A 16,230-nucleotide genomic window follows, 5' to 3' on the forward strand; every position below is an offset into this window, starting at 1 on the left:
GGCCCGGCCACCGGGCCGGCGCTTGCATGGGTGCTGCGTGGATCGGCCCGCTGTGCTGGACACAGGGGCTGGGGGATATCGCCGCCCCATTCCCCGCGGGCGGTGGACCGGTCCGGGAGGCGAAGCCCGCCTCCCGGACCGTGAGTTCCGGGTCTCGCGGGGGCGTTCCACAGGCGTTTGCCGGGCGTGCGGGGGATCGGGGGCGCCGCCCGGCACAGCGTCGACCGAACGTGGAGGAATGCGGATGGGTGAGGCAATTCGCCGCCTCCCTGCCGGTTCCCTCCGATTCAAAAATTGGCCGGATGTCGATGGTCGGATGAGGTTGGGCCGAGGGATGCGCGGACATTTCCGCGGCTGTTCGCGCCGCCCGAGGGGGATGGCCGGAACCGGGCCGTTCACGCGGAGCGGGTGCGGGGAACGCAACGCCCGGAATACGAAACTCCGTTGACGGTACGCGCGACGCGCGCGGGCCGTTCGGGGGCCGGTCGAACCGGCGGCCGCCCTGCGGCCTTTGCCAGGGGCGCATGCGCTCACGACGTGCGCCGTCCGTAGCCACTCCTGTGCGCCGTTGTCGTGGCAGCATGTCCGCAACGGCGCCGACCGCCACCGGAGTTCTCCGGGTGCTTCCCTGCCGCGCCGTTTTTTTGTCCACAGCCTGTGGAGGCGGCGATGCGTTGGTTGGTGGGTTGGAGCAGTATCGCCGCGAGCTTCGGCACGGCCGGTGCGGTGGGCGGCGGTGACGACGGGCGCACGATGCATCCCGTGGGCTCCCAGCTCCTGTGGGGGGACCCCGATCCGCTCTGGGCGGTCGGTGACTGGCGGCCCGACGAGATCCGCACCGTCCGGGTGGACACCGCCGAGGGTGCCCCCACCGTCCGGCTCGCCGTGCTCGGCTGCTGCGGCGCCACCGACGAGCAACTCCGCGTCGGCCTGCTCGCCGCCCGGGGCGGCGCCCTGCGCCACCTCACCGCCTGGACCGGCAGCTACACGGCCGTCGTCCAGATCGGCCGCCGGATCACCGTCGTCGGCGACCTCGCCGGAGCCCGGCCCGTCTTCTACACGCCCTGGGCCGGCGGCACGGCGTACGCCACCGCCGCGTTGCCCCTCGCCGACCTCATCGAGGCACAGCTGGACATCGGCCACCTGGCCGCGCTGCTCGCCTGCCCGGAGACCCCGGAGGCGCTGCGCGACGGCACCCCCTACGTGGGCGTGAAGCGCATCCCGCCGGGCCACGCCCTGATCCTCCGCGAAGGCTCGCGGGAAATCACCGGGTACGAGGCCGTGGCCTCCCTCGCCGTGGCCGCCCCCGAACTCGACCCGGTGAGCGCCGTCGAAGGGGTGCGCGACGCCCTGGTCGAAGCGGTACGTGCCCGGCTGCTGGCCCCGCGCCACGCCCCGGAGACCCTGCCGCCCGACCCGGGCCCGGTCCCCGGCATGGGCCCGGCCGAACGCCGCGCCGCCCGGGGCGCGCCCGTGCCCGGCATCGGCGCCGACCTCTCCGGGGGCAGCGCATCGGCGACCCTCGCCCTGCTGGCCGCCGGCCTCCCCGGACTTCCCGGCACGATCCTCGGCCACGGCACCGGGGCGGGCGAACGGCTCCTCGCCGTCACCTTCAACGACCTGACCACCCGCGCCCACGAGGCAGAACTCGAACGCGCCCGCGCCATCGCGGCCAACCCCCGCCTGCACCACGTCGTCGTCGCCGCGGGCGAAGAGGCCCTGCCCTACGCCGAACTGGGCGCCGGCGCGCTCACCGACGAACCGGCCCCCTCCCTCGTCCTCGCCGAACGCCACCGGCGCCGGCTCTCCGCGGGCAGCGCCGACCACTTCGTGGGGGCCGGTGCCCGGCAGGTGCTCGACGCCCACCCGGCCCGCCTCGCCGACCTGCTGATGGACCGGCGCCGACGCCACCTGCTGCGCCCTGTCGCCGCCCTCGCCAAGGCCGAAGGGCCCTCCGCGCACTCCTTGTTCGTCCCGCTGACCGTCTACCGGGCGGCTCGCCGGCTCGCCCGTACGTCCTACCGCACCGGCCTCGAAGCGGCGGCCGGCCGGCTGCCCGACGCCAACCGTCTCGCGCCCGGACTCGACACCCCGGCCGACGCCTCGCTCGCCGCGCTCGCCTGGTCCAGGCCGGGGCCCGCCGCCCGGTGGCTGACCGGGGAGGCACTCGCTGAAGTATCGGTTCGCCTCCAGGAGGCGGCGATCCGCCCGTCCTCCGTCCAGCGTCCCGGCGAGGCCCGTGCCCGAGCCGCCCTCGCCCGCAGCGCCGCCGACCACCGCGTCCTGGAGCAGGCCGCCGAGATCCGCAGCCAGCGGCTGCACGCCCCGTTCCTCGACAACCAGGTCGTACGCGCCGCCCGCGCGCTCCCCGAGTCCCTGCGGGTCCAGCCGGGCGCCCGCGCGGCGATCCTGCGCCGGGTCCTGGCCGGTGCGGGCATCCACGAGCTGCCGCCCGGCTGGGGCGCCCCCTCCCAGGCCGGATCGACCGAAGTCACCCGGACCGGCCTGCGCACCGCCCTGCCCGAGCTGATCGCCCTCTTCGACGCCCCCCTGCTCGCCGACGCGGGCCTGGTCGAGGCCCGCGTCGTACGCAAGGCCCTGCGCGCGGCCTCCGAGGGCGAGCCGCTCCCCCTGGACGGGCTCGCCGACCTCGCCTCCACCGAACTGTGGCTGCGCCGCCTCGTCTCACGGCGCGGCACCTGCTGGACGGGCACGGCGGCCCCCCGCCAGCGCGCGGTCGCCGGGGGCGTCGTCCCGGCGCGCCGCTCGTTGCAGGGCTGAGCCGCGGGCGGTGCGTCCGTTCGGGCACTGCTGACCCGGCAGCGGGCAGGACACAATGGTGGGGTGCGGTATCTGATCCTGGGCGCCACCGAGGCGCGAGACGAGAACGGCGGCACGCTGCCCCTCGGCGGCAGCAGGCTGCGCGCCCTTCTCGCCGCCCTCGCGCTGCGGCCGGGGCGTCCCGTCACCGTCGCCGAGCTGGTCGACGACGTCTGGGCGGACGATCCCCCCGCCGACGCGCCCGCCGCGCTCCAGGCCCTCGTCGGGCGGCTGCGCCGGGTGCTCGGCAAGGAGGCACTGGCCAGCACCCCGGGCGGCTACCGCCTCACCGCGGGCCCGGACGACGTCGACCTGTACGTGTTCGAGCAGCTGGCCGGGCGAGGCGGGGCCGAACTGGAGGCCGGCGCCCCGGACACGGCCGCCCGCACACTGCGGACCGCCCTCGCTCTGTGGCGCGGCCCCGCCCTGGCCGACCTGCCCGACGGGGACCACGGCCACGCCCTCCGCCCCGAGGCCCAGCGCCTGGCCGCCCTGGAACGCCGCATCGAGGCCGACCTGCGCCGCGCGACGGGGGAGGGGCGGGGCAGCGCCGTGCAGGGCGCGGGGGCCGCTGCCTCGAACGGCGCCCATCCCGGGCCCGCGGGCCTCACGACGGCCGCCTCCGGCGCTGCTGGCTCCGCGACGGCTGCTTCCGGCGCTGCTGGCTCCGCGACGGCTGCCTCCGGGCCTGCGGGCCTCACGACGGCCGCCCACGGCGCTGCTGGCCCTGCGACGGCTGCCTCCGGCACCGCGAGCGCGTCCGTAGCGGCCGAGGCCTCCCCGACCCCGGGTGACGAGCCCAACAACGTCCACGGCCCCGGCAGCGGGCCTCCCGCCACCGCGTCCGCTACCACCGCGCCCGCCGTCACCGCGCCCGCTACCACCGCGTCCGCCAACGGGACCGCCACCACCCACGGCCCAGGCCCTCACGGCCCAGGCCCCCACGGCGCCGGTCCCCAAGGCGCCGGTCCCCACGCCACGGCCTCCTTCCATGGTGCCGCGCCCACACCCAGTGCCGCTTCCTCCAACGGCGTCGGCCCCCACGCGGCCGGCCCCCACGCGGCCGACGCCTCCGCCCCCCGCCCAGCCGCGCTTGCCGCCGAGCTGACGGAGCTGATCGCCGCCCACCCGTACGACGAGCGCTTCCGGGCTCAGCTCATACGGGCCCTGCGCGCCGACGGCCGGCAGGCCGACGCGCTCGCGGCCTACGAGGACGCCCGCCGCGCCCTCGCCGACGGGCTCGGCACCGACCCCGGCCCCGAACTCACCGCCCTGCACCGCGAACTACTCGCCCCCGCACCGCCCGCACCTGCCGAAACCGGCGTGTTTCACGTGAAACACGCCCGGGGCAACCTGCGCCCCCGGCTCACCTCCTTCGTGGGACGCGAACCCGAACTGCGCGCCATCCACGACGACCTGACCCGGTCACGGCTGGTCACTCTCACCGGGCCGGGCGGTTCCGGGAAGACCCGCCTCGCCGAGGAGTCCGCAGCACGCCAGTCACCCGCCGGCACCACTCCGCCGGACGTCTGGATCGCCGAACTCGCCCCCGTGGAGGCCCCCGACGCCGTCCCGGGCGCCGTGCTCTCCGCGCTCGGGCTGCGCGAGACCGCGCTCCTGCGGGACAACAGCCTCGACGGCACCCTCCCGCGCACCGACCCGGTCGATCTGCTGGTCGACCGCCTCGGACACGGTTCCCGCCCCGCGCCCGTGCTCCTCATCCTCGACAACTGCGAGCACGTCATCGGCGCCGCCGCAGCGCTTGCGGAGACCCTGCTCACCCGCTGCCCGCAGCTGCGCATCCTCGCCACCAGCCGGGAACCGCTCGCCGTCCCCGGTGAGTCCGTACGACCGGTCGACCCGCTGCCCGCCGATCCCGCCCATCGCCTGTTCACCGAACGCGCCAGGGCCGTACGCCCGGGGTTCGACCCCGACCACGAACCCGCGCACGACCCGGACGCCGTCGCGGAGATCTGCCGCCGGCTGGACGGGCTGCCGCTCGCGATCGAGCTGGCCGCCGCCCGGCTGCGGCTGCTGGGACCGCGGCAGATCGCGGACCGGCTGGACGACCGGTTCCGCCTGCTGACGGGCGGCAGCCGGACCGTGCTGCCCCGCCAGCAGACCCTGCGAGCCGTGGTCGACTGGTCCTGGGACCTCCTGGACGAGGACGAACGCACCGCCCTGAGGCAGGTCTCCGTTTTCGCGGGCGGCTGGGACCTGACGGCCGCCGAAGCCGTCATCAGGACGCCGGTGGGCGCCGGCCGTCCTGCCGCCGACACCGCCGACCTGCTCGGCGCGCTGGTCGACAAGTCCCTGGTCGTCGCCGCCCCGGCCGTGGACGGCGCGATGCGCTACCGCCTCCTGGAGACGATCCATGAGTACGCCGTCGAGCGGTGCGCCGAGAGCCCGCAGGTGCGGGCCGCAGCCGAGAGCGCGCACACCGCGTACTTCCTCGGGCTCGTGGAGGAGGCCGAACCGCGCCTGCGCTCCGGCGACCAGCTCCCCTGGATCCAGCGCCTGGAGACGGACCTCGACAACATCCGCGCCGCTCTCCAGCGCACCACCGCCTCCGGCCTCTCCGAACCGGAGGCGGCGCGCCTGGTTCTGGGCATGGGCTGGTTCTGGTGGCTGCGCAACTACCGCTCCGAGGGCCTGGCCTGGACCCAGAAGGCCCGCACGCTCGGCCCCGAGCCCACCGACGAGTCGGACCCCCGGTACTGGCCCCGGATGAACCTCCACCTGCTGTGGTTCTTCTTCGCGGCGGAGAGCGGTCAGTCCGAGATCGCCCAGGCCGACGCCGAGACCCATGAGCTCGTGAACCGGGTGGCCGACGCGTTCGCCGCCTCACAGTCGCACAGCGTCCGCTTCCCCGGACTGCTCTGGCCGATGACCTCGTACCTCACCGGGACCACGGAGGACACGCGGGAGAAGATCGACGAGGCCGTCGACAACGCCCGCGAGCACGGTGGTGCCTGGGAGTACGGCGTCATCCTGATGTTCCGCGCACACATGCTGGTCGACATGCCCGGCGGCATGCCCGGCATCGATGACGACCTCGCCGAACTGCGTGCCCTGAGCCGTCGCGTCGGCGACCGCTGGATGCGCGCCCAGGTCGCGAGCGCCGCGGCGGAGGCGGGCATGATGCGCGGACGCTATGACGAGGCGAGCACCGCCTACGAGGAGGCGCTGCTGCTCGCCCGCGAGGTCGGCGCCCACGCCGAGGCCCCGTTCCTCCTGGCGCGGCTCGCCGAGCTCTCCTACCGCACGGGCGACCTGGCCGCCGCCCACCAGAGGCTGGACAGTTCGGAGGCCGAGGCGGAACGCCACCAGGCGCACGACGCCACCGCCTACACCCACTACCTGCGCGCCACCATGGCGTTCCACCGGGGCGACATCGCGGACGCCCGGCGGATGCTCACCGTCGCCCAGGAGCAGGCCGGCCGTGGCGGCCCGCCGTCGCACTTCACCGTGGCGATGAGCGGCCTGTCGGCCCGGATCACCGTCCACGAGCCCGGCCCCGACGGCGGAATCGACGCCGGGGCGCGCGGGCTGACCGAGGCCCTGGTCGCGGCGAAGGAGGCGCAGTGCGCCGAGATCGTCACCGGTCACCTGGCAGACGGCGCGGTGACCGTCCTGTCGGAGCTCGGCCACCACGCGGCCGTCGTCCGCATCCTCGCCGCCGCCGACAACTGGCGACGCCTGTCGAGCCCCAGGACCGAGGGGGAGCAGGCCGAGATCGACGCGGTCGAGCGACTGTGCCGCGAGGAACTGGGCGCGCGGCGTTACGAGGAGGAGCGTGCCGCCGGCGTCGCGCTGACCCTCGGCGACGTCATCGACGTTCTGAAGGGCATCGTCGCGGACCTGCCGGTCCCGTAGCGCGCGGGCGTCCCGGCCCGCACGAGTCCACCGGCAGCGGCAACGGGTCGGCCCTGCCCACCCCTCAGTGGCAGCTGATCCGCGACTCGGCCCAGTCGGCGAGGGCCACCCTGCCGAACGGGTGCTCCGGCTCCACGACAAGCCGAATCCGCTTCTGGCCCTCGACGTTCACCCCGACGGGCACGGCGGGGTCGCCGCCGTGCATCACGGGGGACCGCCACAGCCGCACCCCGTCCCCGTTGAAGACCGAGAACCGCACGGCGCCGAGCCCCCTGGTGAGGTCGTCGACGCCGGCCATCGCCTCGTAGCGGGTGCACTGGCGGTTCAGCTGGATGACCACTGAGGAGCGGCTGTGGACGGTCACCCCGTGCGCGTACCGCGTGCCGCCGATCGACATGCCGGAACGCTGCCAGACCCAGCCGCTCTCACCGAGCACCACCTCGGGGGCGCTGTGGTCGCCGAACAGCGTGTAGGCCAGCTCGCTGACCTGGTAGACCTCCGGCGCCGGTGCGGGGGGCGGTGGCGGAGTCGGGGTGGGGGGCGGCGGCGCGGGTTTCGGCGGCGGCGTCGGCGTGGGCGTCGGGGTCGGGGTCGGCGTGGGTGTCGGGGTGGGCGTCGGTGTCGGAGTTGGCGTCGGGGTGGGCTTCGGCGGTGTGGGGGCCGGCGGTGCGGGCTTCGGTGGCGGCGTCGGCTCGGGCTCCGGCGGCGTGGGCGTGGGAGTGGGTACGGCGGGTGCCACCGCCGGGGGCCTGGGGACCGGCTTCGCCTCGGGCTGTGGCTGGTCGTCGCCCACCAGCGCCCAGACGAGCCCGGCGGCCGCCGCGACGGCGACCGCCGCCGCGATCCCGGCCTTCGCGGGCAGGCCGAGCCCCTCGGAGGCCGCGGCACCACCGGCCGAGCCCGCGGTCGAGCCCGCGGTCGAGCCTCCTCCGGTCGCTGCGGCGGCAGCCCCCGCCCCGGCGGCACCGGCTGCGCCTCCCGCCACGATGCCGGCCGCCTTGAGCGAGTACCCGGCGGCGAACCAGCCGATGACCGCGACCGGGAGCAGCGCGGGGATGCCGGCGTTGACATGGGCCAACTCACCCGCCGCGACGCGGCACTTCGCGCACTCGTCCAGGTGCCCCCGCAGCCCCCGCTCGGCGCGCATCCGCAGCCCGCCCCGGGCGTAGGCGCCGAGCCGGTCGGCGTACCGCGCGCAGTCGCCGCCCGAGGTGAGCGCCTGGCTCACATGGGCCTGCAAATAGGCCTGCTTGAGGCCTTCGCGGGCCCGGCTGGCCAGGACCGACGTCGCGTTCGCGGTCAGCCCGAAGAGCGGGGCGATGTCGCTGGGCGACTCCTCCTCGACGGTGGTGTGCCACAGCACGGCCTGCCAACGCTCCGGAAGGCTCCGGAAGGCCTGCATGGCCATCGACTGCTCGGCCTCGTGCATCGCGAGCACATCGGCGCCGAGGTCGAGGGTGTCCGCGTCCGACACCTCCGACGAGTGGGCAGCCTGAGCGGCGAACGCGGCGAAGTCGTCGACCAGTTGCTCGCGCTTCGCGGTCTTCGTCCACGCGGCGGCGACATGCCGCACCGCCGTCATCAAGTAGGCGCGCACCGCCTCTTCCGGCCCCTTGCCGCCCCGGACCGCCTGCAAGGTCCTGGCGAAGACCTCGGCCGTCAGGTCGTCGGCGGTGTGCCCGTCCCGGCAGCAGGTGCGGGCGTAGCGGCGCACCGCCTGCGCGTGGCGCCGGAACAGCTCGTCGTACGCGAGGTCGTCGCCCGCGCGCATCCGCTCGATCAGCTGCGCGTCGGACGGCCCCGGCGCGACGTTCTCCACGGCCCCCGAGCCCCGGCCCGCCCGCTGCATCGGCACGGCAGCCGCCACATCGACCGCTTCCGCACCCGGGGCCCCTGCCTCGGCCACTCCCGCCGGGCTCGCGTCCTCGGCCGGTGCGGGCGCCCATGGACCGGGCAGGACCGTTCCTCCACCGTCGGCGTCATCGGAGCCCCGACGCTCGGGAGCGCCGGCGGCTCCGGGGCGTCCGTCCTGCTGTCCGTCCCGGCGTCCGGAACCGGCCCGGTGTCCTGGACCGGCGGCCCGGTGTCCGGGGGCAGCCTGGCTCGGCACCTGGTGCCCGGGACGACCGCCCGGCTCCGTACCGCCGCCCGCGGTGGACACACCGTCGTACGACTCTTCCTTCTGCCCGTCACCGCTCATCGCGGACGCCCCCGTATGCGCCATCGGACCCAATACCGGGCGCCAGCGTGCCACAGAGCGCCGAGACGGCGGGCGCTCAGCCCCGCCAACCACTCATCCGGGGCCTTCCTCCGAATGTGAGCACTAGCGAGCACTCATTCGGGGAAGGAGTAACCGGGTGATGGGTTGACGCGACAGCGGGGAGGGCAAGGCACCCCTCGCACACCGAAGGCCGAAGCCCACGCCATTCCCCGCCCGCTCCCCTCCGCTCGGGCCGCACTCGCGCCTCCGCTCGGGCCGCCCCCGGGCTCCTTCACGGGCCTCACTCGGGCCGGGACCGCAGCCCCTCCAACAGGATGTCCAGCAGCCGCGAAGAGGCCGCCGCCTGCTGAGCCGCGTCCGGCAGCGAAGGGGCCGCCGTCGCGATGACCAGCAGCACATCCGACACCGTCACATCACGGCGCAGCTCACCCGAGGTCCGCGCCCGGTCGACCAGCCGGCCCACGACCTCCAGCAGTTCGGCCGCTCCGGCGCCCAGGTCCTCGCCGCCGGTCTCCCGCTCGGACCGGGGACCGGCCGCCCGTGGCGCGCCCGCCTCCTGCCGCTGCTGGGGCACCCGGGGCTCGTCCCCCGCCGACTCCGGCACAGCACCCGCCGCGCCGCCGACCGCCGGGTCATCGGACTCCACACCCACCCGCAGTATCTGCGGGGGCAGCAGCCGCCCCGCCCCCGAGGCCACCGAGGTCCGCAGGAAGCGCGAGAGCGCCGACCACGGCTCGTCCTCCTGCCCCAGCGCGGACCGGGCCTGGTCGGTCAGCCGGGAGGTCTCCTCCTCGGCTATCCGGCGCACCAGCACATCCTTGCTGGGAAAGCGCCGGTACACCGTGCCGACACCGACCCTGGCCCGGCGCGCCACGTCCTCCATCGGGGCTCCGTACCCCAGCTCCCCGAACACCTCGCGCGCGGCCCGCAGCACGTGCTCCAGATTGCGCTGCGCGTCCACCCGCAACGGGGCCGACCGCACATGCGCGGAAGCGACACCGGACGGGGCGCCGAGCGCGCCGCTCAGCGTGTCCACCGCTGTCGAAGCCGAGGCGGCCGTGGTGGTCCCCACTCCGTTGAGAGTGCCAACTGCCCTGATGCGTCCGGATTCTTCTGGCGCGACAGCAGTAGCCGGCCAATGCGATTCCTGAATATTCATAACTGTTCCCCCGGTTATGACGTCTCCCCCCGGAGACTCCCGCCGTGTCAGTCGAGGGTGGACCGATGGTCACCGTCCGGCACCCCGACGACATACGAACATAGTTGAGCCAGGGTCAATTCAGAAGGGGGCAGTTCCGCCCCGAGCGCCCCCCGATCGGAGCAAGGACCGGTTGGTCACCGATTGGCCTCCCGCCCCTGGCCCGTACCGCAATGCCTGACCTGCGGGACTGGCCCGCCACGGAACCGTCCCGCACCACCCACCCGCCCGGAACCTCCGGTCACACAATTTGCCGGGGCTGTGGACAAACTCCCGTGCACGTTGCGTCATGGGGTGGTGATGGCTTCAGCTTCCGGGGGAACACCCCCCGGCCCTCCGCCGGACACCCGCATTCTCGTGGTCGGCGGAGGCTACGTCGGGATGTACACAGCGCTGCGCCTCCAGCGGAAGCTGAAGCAGAGACTGAGAAGCGGTGACACCGAGATCGTCGTCGTCGCGCCCGAGCCTTATATGACGTATCAGCCTTTCCTCCCGGAAGCCGCCGCCGGCTCGATCTCACCGCGCCACGTCGTCGTACCGCTGCGCCGCGTCCTGCCGCACTGCACGATCGTCATCGGCGAGGCCCGGAGCATCGACCACACCAAGCGCACCGCCACCGTCACCACCCTCGCCAGCGGCGAGGACGGCACGGGTGCCCTGGAGATCGAGTACGACGAACTCGTCCTCGCCCCCGGCTCCGTCTCGCGCACCCTCCCCGTCCCCGGACTCGCCGATCACGGCGTCGGTTTCAAGACGATCGAGGAGGCCATCGGACTGCGCAACCACGTCATCGAGCAGATGGACATCGCCTCCGCCACCCGCGACCCCGCCGTCCGCGACGCCGCCCTGACCTTCGTCTTCGTCGGCGGTGGCTACGCCGGCGTGGAGGCGCTCGCCGAGCTGGAGGACATGGCCCGCTACACCGCGCGGTACTACCACAACATCAAGGCCGAAGACCTGAAATGGATCCTCGTCGAGGCCACCGGCCGCATCCTGCCCGAGGTCGGCGAATCGCTCGGCCTGTACGCCGTACGGGAACTGCGCGGCCGCAACATCGACGTACGCCTCGACACCCGGCTCGACTCCTGCGAGTCCCGGATCGCGGTGCTCAGCGACGGTTCCCGCTTCCCCACCCGCACCCTCGTGTGGACCGCCGGCGTCAAACCCGCCCCGCTGCTCGCCGCCACCGGCCTGCCCCTCGACGAACGCGGCAGGCTCCGCTGCACCGCCCGTCTCACCGTCGAGGGCACCGAGCACGCCTGGGCCGCCGGGGACGCCGCGGCCGTACCCGACCTGACCGCCGCCGAACCGGGCCGCACCACCGCACCCAACGCCCAGCACGCCCTCCGCCAGGCGAAGGTCCTCGCGGACAACGTCGTCGCCGCGCTCGACGGCGGACCGCTCACCGAATACCGCCACAGCTACGCGGGCTCCGTCGCCTCGCTCGGCCTGCACAAGGGCGTCGCGCACATCTACGGACGCAGGCTCAAGGGCTACCCGGCGTGGCTGATCCACCGCATGTACCACCTCAGCCGGGTCCCCACCTTCAACCGGAAGGCACGCGTCCTGGCCGAATGGACGCTCGCCGGCCTCTTCAAACGCGAAATCGTCTCCCTCGGCTCTCTGGAACACCCAAGGGCCGAGTTCGAACTCGCCGCGGGCCGGCGCCCACGGCCCGGCGGGGACGACTGTCAGTAGGGTCCGACACACTGGACGTGTGACCATGGGTGGGCCCGCATCTGCACAGAGTGACCCGGCCGGCAGCAACCGACAGTGACCAGCGAAAGACCGTCCCAGGGGCGACGAACGCCCCACGACAGGTGGGACGCCCCGGCAGAGGAAGCAGCCCGCCCGAGCGGACCAGACCGACACACGAGGCCAGAAATTCCGTGAACTTCACGCGTTGGAGCGCCCGCCTCCCCGGTACGCAGCGTCGCGCCGCCCGGGAGGACCACAGCTCCGTACCGGCGGCCCGCGCCGAGTACGCCCGGCCCGAGCCCGGGGCGGGCCCGCCGAAGGACGGGCCCGGCGGCATCCCCCTGCCCTCGGCGCCCGATCTGGAGGATCTCTCCGCCCGCGACATCCTGGGCCGGCTGCCCGCCCTCGTCGCCCTGGTGCACGGCCCCGACCACCGCATCGCGTACGTCAACGACGCCTACACCACAGCCTTCGGCCCGCGCCCCTGCGGAGCGCCCGCAGCCGAGGCCATGCCCGAGCTCGCCGACCTCAGCCTGCTCCCTCTCATGGACCAGGTCCTGCGCAGCGGCACCCCGCGCACGGTCAAGTCCCGCAAGGCCGCCGACGGCCGCTCGTACACCGTGACCTGCTCGCCCGTGCGACAGGACAGGGAGAAGCGGCGCGACAGCGGAGTCCTCGTCTACGCGGCCGACGTCACCGACCACGCCGAAGCGGCCGAACGACTGCGCGCCAGCGAGGGCCGCCACCGCGAAACCGCCGTCACGCTCCAGCGCTCACTGCTCCCGCAGGAGCTGGAACAGCCCGACGACCTGCGGATCGCCGCCACCTACCAGCCAGGCGGCACGGACGCGGCGGTCGGCGGCGACTGGTACGACGTCATCACCCTCGGCGCGGGCCGCACCGCGCTCGTCATCGGGGACGTGATGGGCCGCGGGGTGCGCGCCGCAGCCGTCATGGGCCAGCTGCGCACAGCCGTACGGGCCTACGCCCGCCTGGATCTCCCGCCGCACGAGGTGCTCCAACTGCTCGACGGACTCGCCGCCGAGATCGACGCCAGCCAGATCGCCACCTGCGCCTACGCCGTCCACGACCCCAACGAGGGACTGCTCGTCTACGCCTCCGCCGGCCATCTGCCGATCCTGGTGCGCGACGAGGAGGGCACGGTGCACCGGGCGGAGGACCCGATCGGCCCGCCGCTCGGCACCGGCGGCTGGATCCACACCTCGGGCACCATCCCGCTGCCTCCCGGCTCCACCGCCGTCCTCTACACGGACGGACTCGTCGAGCGCCGCAGCGAGGACATCGACGAGGGTGTCGCCGCGCTGGAGAGAGCGCTGTCCGGCGCGAAGGGCGCACCGCAGGTGGTCTGCGACCGGCTGATCCGCTCCCTCAACGTCACCGCGGAGCACGATGACGACGTGGCGGTCCTGGTCGTGCAGCACCCCGCCCGCACGGGCCCCGCCGCGGAGCTCTTCCACAACGCCTCGCTCGACCTGCTGGGCGGCATCGAGGCGGCCCCTCGCGCACGCGCCTTCGCGACGGGCGTGCTCACGTCATGGCGGTTCCCGGTGGAGCTGTGCGATCTTGGTGTCCTCGCCGCGGGCGAGCTGGTCGCGAACTCCCTGCAACACGGGACCCCGCCCATGCGCCTGGGCCTGCGCCGCACCGACCGCCGGCTGATCATCGAGGTGACGGACGGCGACGACCACCTGCCGCGCCGCCGCCGCGCCGACCCGGCGGACGAGGCGGGCCGGGGCATCTCGATCGTCGCCTCGATCGCCACGTCGTGGGGAAGCCGCCGCACCCCCGACGGCGGCAAGGCGGTGTGGTGCGAATTCGCCCTGCCGCGGTAGCGGCCCCCGTCAGTGCACGGCGGCAACCGGAGCCGGTACCTCCGCAGCCGCTTCCTGCGGCACCGACACGGCCACCACTCGCGACGGCACGTTCGCGAGCGCGGGCTGGTCCTGTACGGGGGTGAGCCGCCGGCCGAGCCGTAGCGCCAGCGCGGTGATGCCCAGCGAGAACAGGACGAACGTCACGATGTACGGGCCGTGCAGCGAGGCCCCCATCGGCCCGCCCACGGCGGGGCCGACCGCCAGCGCGAGCTGCTTGCACAGGGCGAACGCCGAGTTGTACTGCCCGACCATCGCCTCCGGCGCCAGGTCCGCGACCAGGGGTGCGACCGTCGGCGACAGCATCGACTCACCCAGCCCGAACAGCGCGTACGTCGAGATCATCGCGGCCGTCGCCATGGTCTGGCTGCCGTGCCCGAGGCCCGCGTAACCGGCCACGATCCAGGCGAACGCCCAGATCAGACCGACTGCGGCGATGACCCGGGTGCGCCGGCGGCGCTCCACGAGACGCAGCACCACGAACTGGGCGATGACGATGACAGCGGTGTTGGCGGCCAGCGCGACGCCGAGCGTCGACGGTTCGATCCCGGCCGCCTCGGTGCCGTAGGCCGCGAGTCCGGACTCGAACTGCCCGTAGCAGGCGAAGAACACCACGAAGCCCAGCACGCACAGCTGCACCATGGCCCGGTGCGAGAGCAGTACCCGCAGCCCTCCGCGCGGAGCCGCCCCATCCGCCACGGCACCCGGAGCGGCCACGGAGGTGCGCGGCATGCGCACGGTCGCCGCGATGGCGCCGAGCACCAGGAACATCACCGCTTCGATCAGGAACAGCAGCGTGAACGAAGCCGGCCGACTCGTGTCGACGATCTGCCCGCCGACCAGCCCGCCGACGCCGAGGCCCAGGTTCTGCAGGAAGAACTGCATGGCGAAGGCCCGTGTACGCGTGCTCGGGCCGGTGCACCGGACGAGCATCGTGGCGAGCGCCGGCTGCATCACGGCAGTGCCCGCGCCCAGCACGGCCGCCGCCGGCACAGCGGCAGTGACCTGCGAAGCCAGCCCCAGCGCGACTGCGCCCAGGGAGGCGATGACCGAAGCGACGATCAGTACGGGCAGCGGCCCACGACGGTCGATCGCCCGGCCGGTGAACGGCAGCACGGCGAGCGCCGCCATCGCGAAGACGCCCAGCACGACCCCCGCCGTACCGGCGCCCAGATCCCGTACCTGCGCCACGTAGACGTACAGATACGGAACGGTGAACCCGAGCCCGAACGCGCTCAGCGCGCTACCGATCTGGATCCGCCGCAGTGCTGCGCCCATTTCCCTGGTCACACTCACCTACCTCAAGCTCTCGAAACCCCTGTGTCGTCGCACATCGAACGACTCGAACCCGAAGACTTTACCACTAAAGTTAGAACCTCAACACTACAGCCCGAAGGACTTCGACGGCTGTGAGGGGCGTGCCATACTGCGCGCCATGTCTGACACCACCGAGCCCGGACTCCAGGAGCCGAGCCTCGACGAGCAGATCGCCGCCTACCAGCGCGAGTACCGCGACCTGGACCCCCAGGTCGAACAGGTCGTCTCCGCCCTCGGCCGGCTGAACCGCCGGATGAACGTGGCGTACGGGAGGCAGCTCGCCGCTCTCGGCATCAGCAACGCGGAGTGGGAGGTCCTCAAGACCCTCGTCCTGGGCGGGGAGCCGTATCGGCTCGGTCCGGGTGAGCTGGCCAAACGGCTCGGCCTCACTCCGGCCGCGATGACCCACCGCATCGACCGCATGGCCGGCGAGGGCCTGGTGACCCGCGACCGCGACGAGAACAACCGCGTGCGCGTCATTGTCGAGCTGACGGACGAGGGCCGCACGAAGTGGCTGGAGGCGATGCGGATGGCCACCGACTTCGAGGAGGACCTGCTCCAGGACCTCGGAAGCGACGAGCGTGGGGTGCTCGGCGAGATGCTGACCCGCCTGCTGCGCAGGGTGGAGCACGCCCAGCCGGACGCGGGCGGCCGCCTCACCGACCTGGACTGACCAGGAGGGGGTTGACACGCCCCACTGGGATCCGTAAGGTTCTTCGGGTTGCCACAGAGCCCCATGGGTTCTGCGACGACCGATCCCGCCGCAGACGCGGCAACCAAAACTCAGCACGATCTCCCACTCGGGAGAGTTTCGGCATGCCGAAATTCATTTCGAAGGCTCGATTATGAGCCGCCGGGAGAATCCGCTAGGGTTTTGGACGTCGGAACGGCCCAACGGCCGGGAGGACAAGCCCCGCTGACTGGGAATCAGGCCCGAAAGGATCTGATAGAGTCGGACTCGCCGGAAAGGGAAACGCGAAAGCGAAGAACTGGAAAGCGGAAAAGCATGGCCCGCTTCGACCGGGAATCGGACACGAAAGAGTCTGATAGAGTCGGAAACGCAAGACCGAAGGGAAGCGCCCGGAGGAAAGCCCCAGAAAATGTTCTGCGGGTGAGTACAAAGGAAGCGTCCGTTCCTTGAGAACTCAACAGCGTGCCAAAAGTCAACGCCAGATATGTTGATACCCCGGCCTGCTTCGGCAGGTTGG

The 16,230-nt window shown here is 73.5% G+C and carries 9 protein-coding genes; 5 read left to right on the top strand and 4 right to left on the bottom strand.

Annotated elements, in window-relative coordinates:
- Nucleotides 1–669: 669 nt before the first annotated feature.
- On the top strand, nt 670–2,781 hold the full coding sequence (locus B082_RS0122950) for an asparagine synthase-related protein (RefSeq protein ID WP_106435521.1): 2,112 nt from the start codon (nt 670–672) through the stop codon (nt 2,779–2,781).
- A 63-nt stretch (nt 2,782–2,844) separates the two neighbouring features.
- Complete coding sequence (locus tag B082_RS0122955; protein WP_018554143.1) at nt 2,845–6,696, top strand: AfsR/SARP family transcriptional regulator; 3,852 nt, start codon at nt 2,845–2,847, stop codon at nt 6,694–6,696.
- Nucleotides 6,697–6,760: 64 nt separating this feature from the next.
- On the opposite strand, the gene B082_RS0122960 is transcribed toward B082_RS0122955, so the two are convergent.
- Both B082_RS0122960 and B082_RS0122965 read right to left on the bottom strand, forming a co-directional pair.
- Nucleotides 6,761–8,896 carry a sigma-70 family RNA polymerase sigma factor gene (locus tag B082_RS0122960; protein ID WP_026250092.1) on the bottom strand — a complete coding sequence of 712 codons (2,136 nt, stop codon included), beginning with the start codon at nt 8,894–8,896 and terminating at the stop codon, nt 6,761–6,763.
- A 301-nt stretch (nt 8,897–9,197) separates the two neighbouring features.
- A complete protein-coding gene (locus B082_RS0122965; protein WP_199783832.1) occupies nt 9,198–10,076 on the bottom strand; it encodes a TetR/AcrR family transcriptional regulator in 879 nt (292 codons plus the stop codon).
- 339 nt (nt 10,077–10,415) lie between these two features.
- On the opposite strand from B082_RS0122965, the gene B082_RS0122970 reads away from it, so the two are divergent.
- Both B082_RS0122970 and B082_RS0122975 read left to right on the top strand, forming a co-directional pair.
- Nucleotides 10,416–11,813 carry an NAD(P)/FAD-dependent oxidoreductase gene (locus tag B082_RS0122970; RefSeq protein ID WP_078622630.1) on the top strand — a complete coding sequence of 466 codons (1,398 nt, stop codon included), beginning with the start codon at nt 10,416–10,418 and terminating at the stop codon, nt 11,811–11,813.
- A gap of 191 nt (nt 11,814–12,004) precedes the next feature.
- The gene (locus B082_RS0122975) at nt 12,005–13,666 is read left to right on the top strand and encodes an ATP-binding SpoIIE family protein phosphatase (RefSeq protein WP_018554147.1); all 1,662 of its coding nucleotides are present in this window, start codon (nt 12,005–12,007) and stop codon (nt 13,664–13,666) included.
- 9 nt (nt 13,667–13,675) lie between these two features.
- Here B082_RS0122975 and B082_RS0122980 read toward each other — a convergent pair whose 3' ends face one another.
- Complete coding sequence (locus B082_RS0122980) at nt 13,676–14,983, bottom strand: MFS transporter (protein WP_018554148.1); 1,308 nt, start codon at nt 14,981–14,983, stop codon at nt 13,676–13,678.
- A gap of 157 nt (nt 14,984–15,140) precedes the next feature.
- On the opposite strand from B082_RS0122980, the gene B082_RS0122985 reads away from it, so the two are divergent.
- A complete protein-coding gene (locus B082_RS0122985) occupies nt 15,141–15,695 on the top strand; it encodes a MarR family winged helix-turn-helix transcriptional regulator (RefSeq protein ID WP_018554149.1) in 555 nt (184 codons plus the stop codon).
- Nucleotides 15,696–15,949: 254 nt separating this feature from the next.
- Here B082_RS0122985 and B082_RS39985 read toward each other — a convergent pair.
- The coding region (locus tag B082_RS39985) for a hypothetical protein (protein WP_234018208.1) at nt 15,950–16,230 on the bottom strand (281 nt) is incomplete at its 5' end.

Origin of the sequence: Streptomyces sp. ATexAB-D23 (assembly GCF_000373645.1) — a bacterium.
Lineage (GTDB): Bacteria > Actinomycetota > Actinomycetes > Streptomycetales > Streptomycetaceae > Streptomyces > Streptomyces castrisilvae.

What these genes read in the sequence shown, in the direction of transcription:
- B082_RS0122980 (WP_018554148.1), bottom strand. Translation starts at nt 14,983, where the DNA reads ATGGGCGCAGCACTGCGGCGGATCCAGATCGGTAGCGCGCTGAGCGCG.
- B082_RS0122950 (WP_106435521.1), top strand. Translation starts at nt 670, where the DNA reads ATGCGTTGGTTGGTGGGTTGGAGCAGTATCGCCGCGAGCTTCGGCACG.
- B082_RS0122970 (WP_078622630.1), top strand. Translation starts at nt 10,416, where the DNA reads ATGGCTTCAGCTTCCGGGGGAACACCCCCCGGCCCTCCGCCGGACACC.
- B082_RS0122960 (WP_026250092.1), bottom strand. Translation starts at nt 8,896, where the DNA reads ATGAGCGGTGACGGGCAGAAGGAAGAGTCGTACGACGGTGTGTCCACC.
- B082_RS0122985 (WP_018554149.1), top strand. Translation starts at nt 15,141, where the DNA reads ATGTCTGACACCACCGAGCCCGGACTCCAGGAGCCGAGCCTCGACGAG.
- B082_RS0122965 (WP_199783832.1), bottom strand. Translation starts at nt 10,076, where the DNA reads ATGAATATTCAGGAATCGCATTGGCCGGCTACTGCTGTCGCGCCAGAA.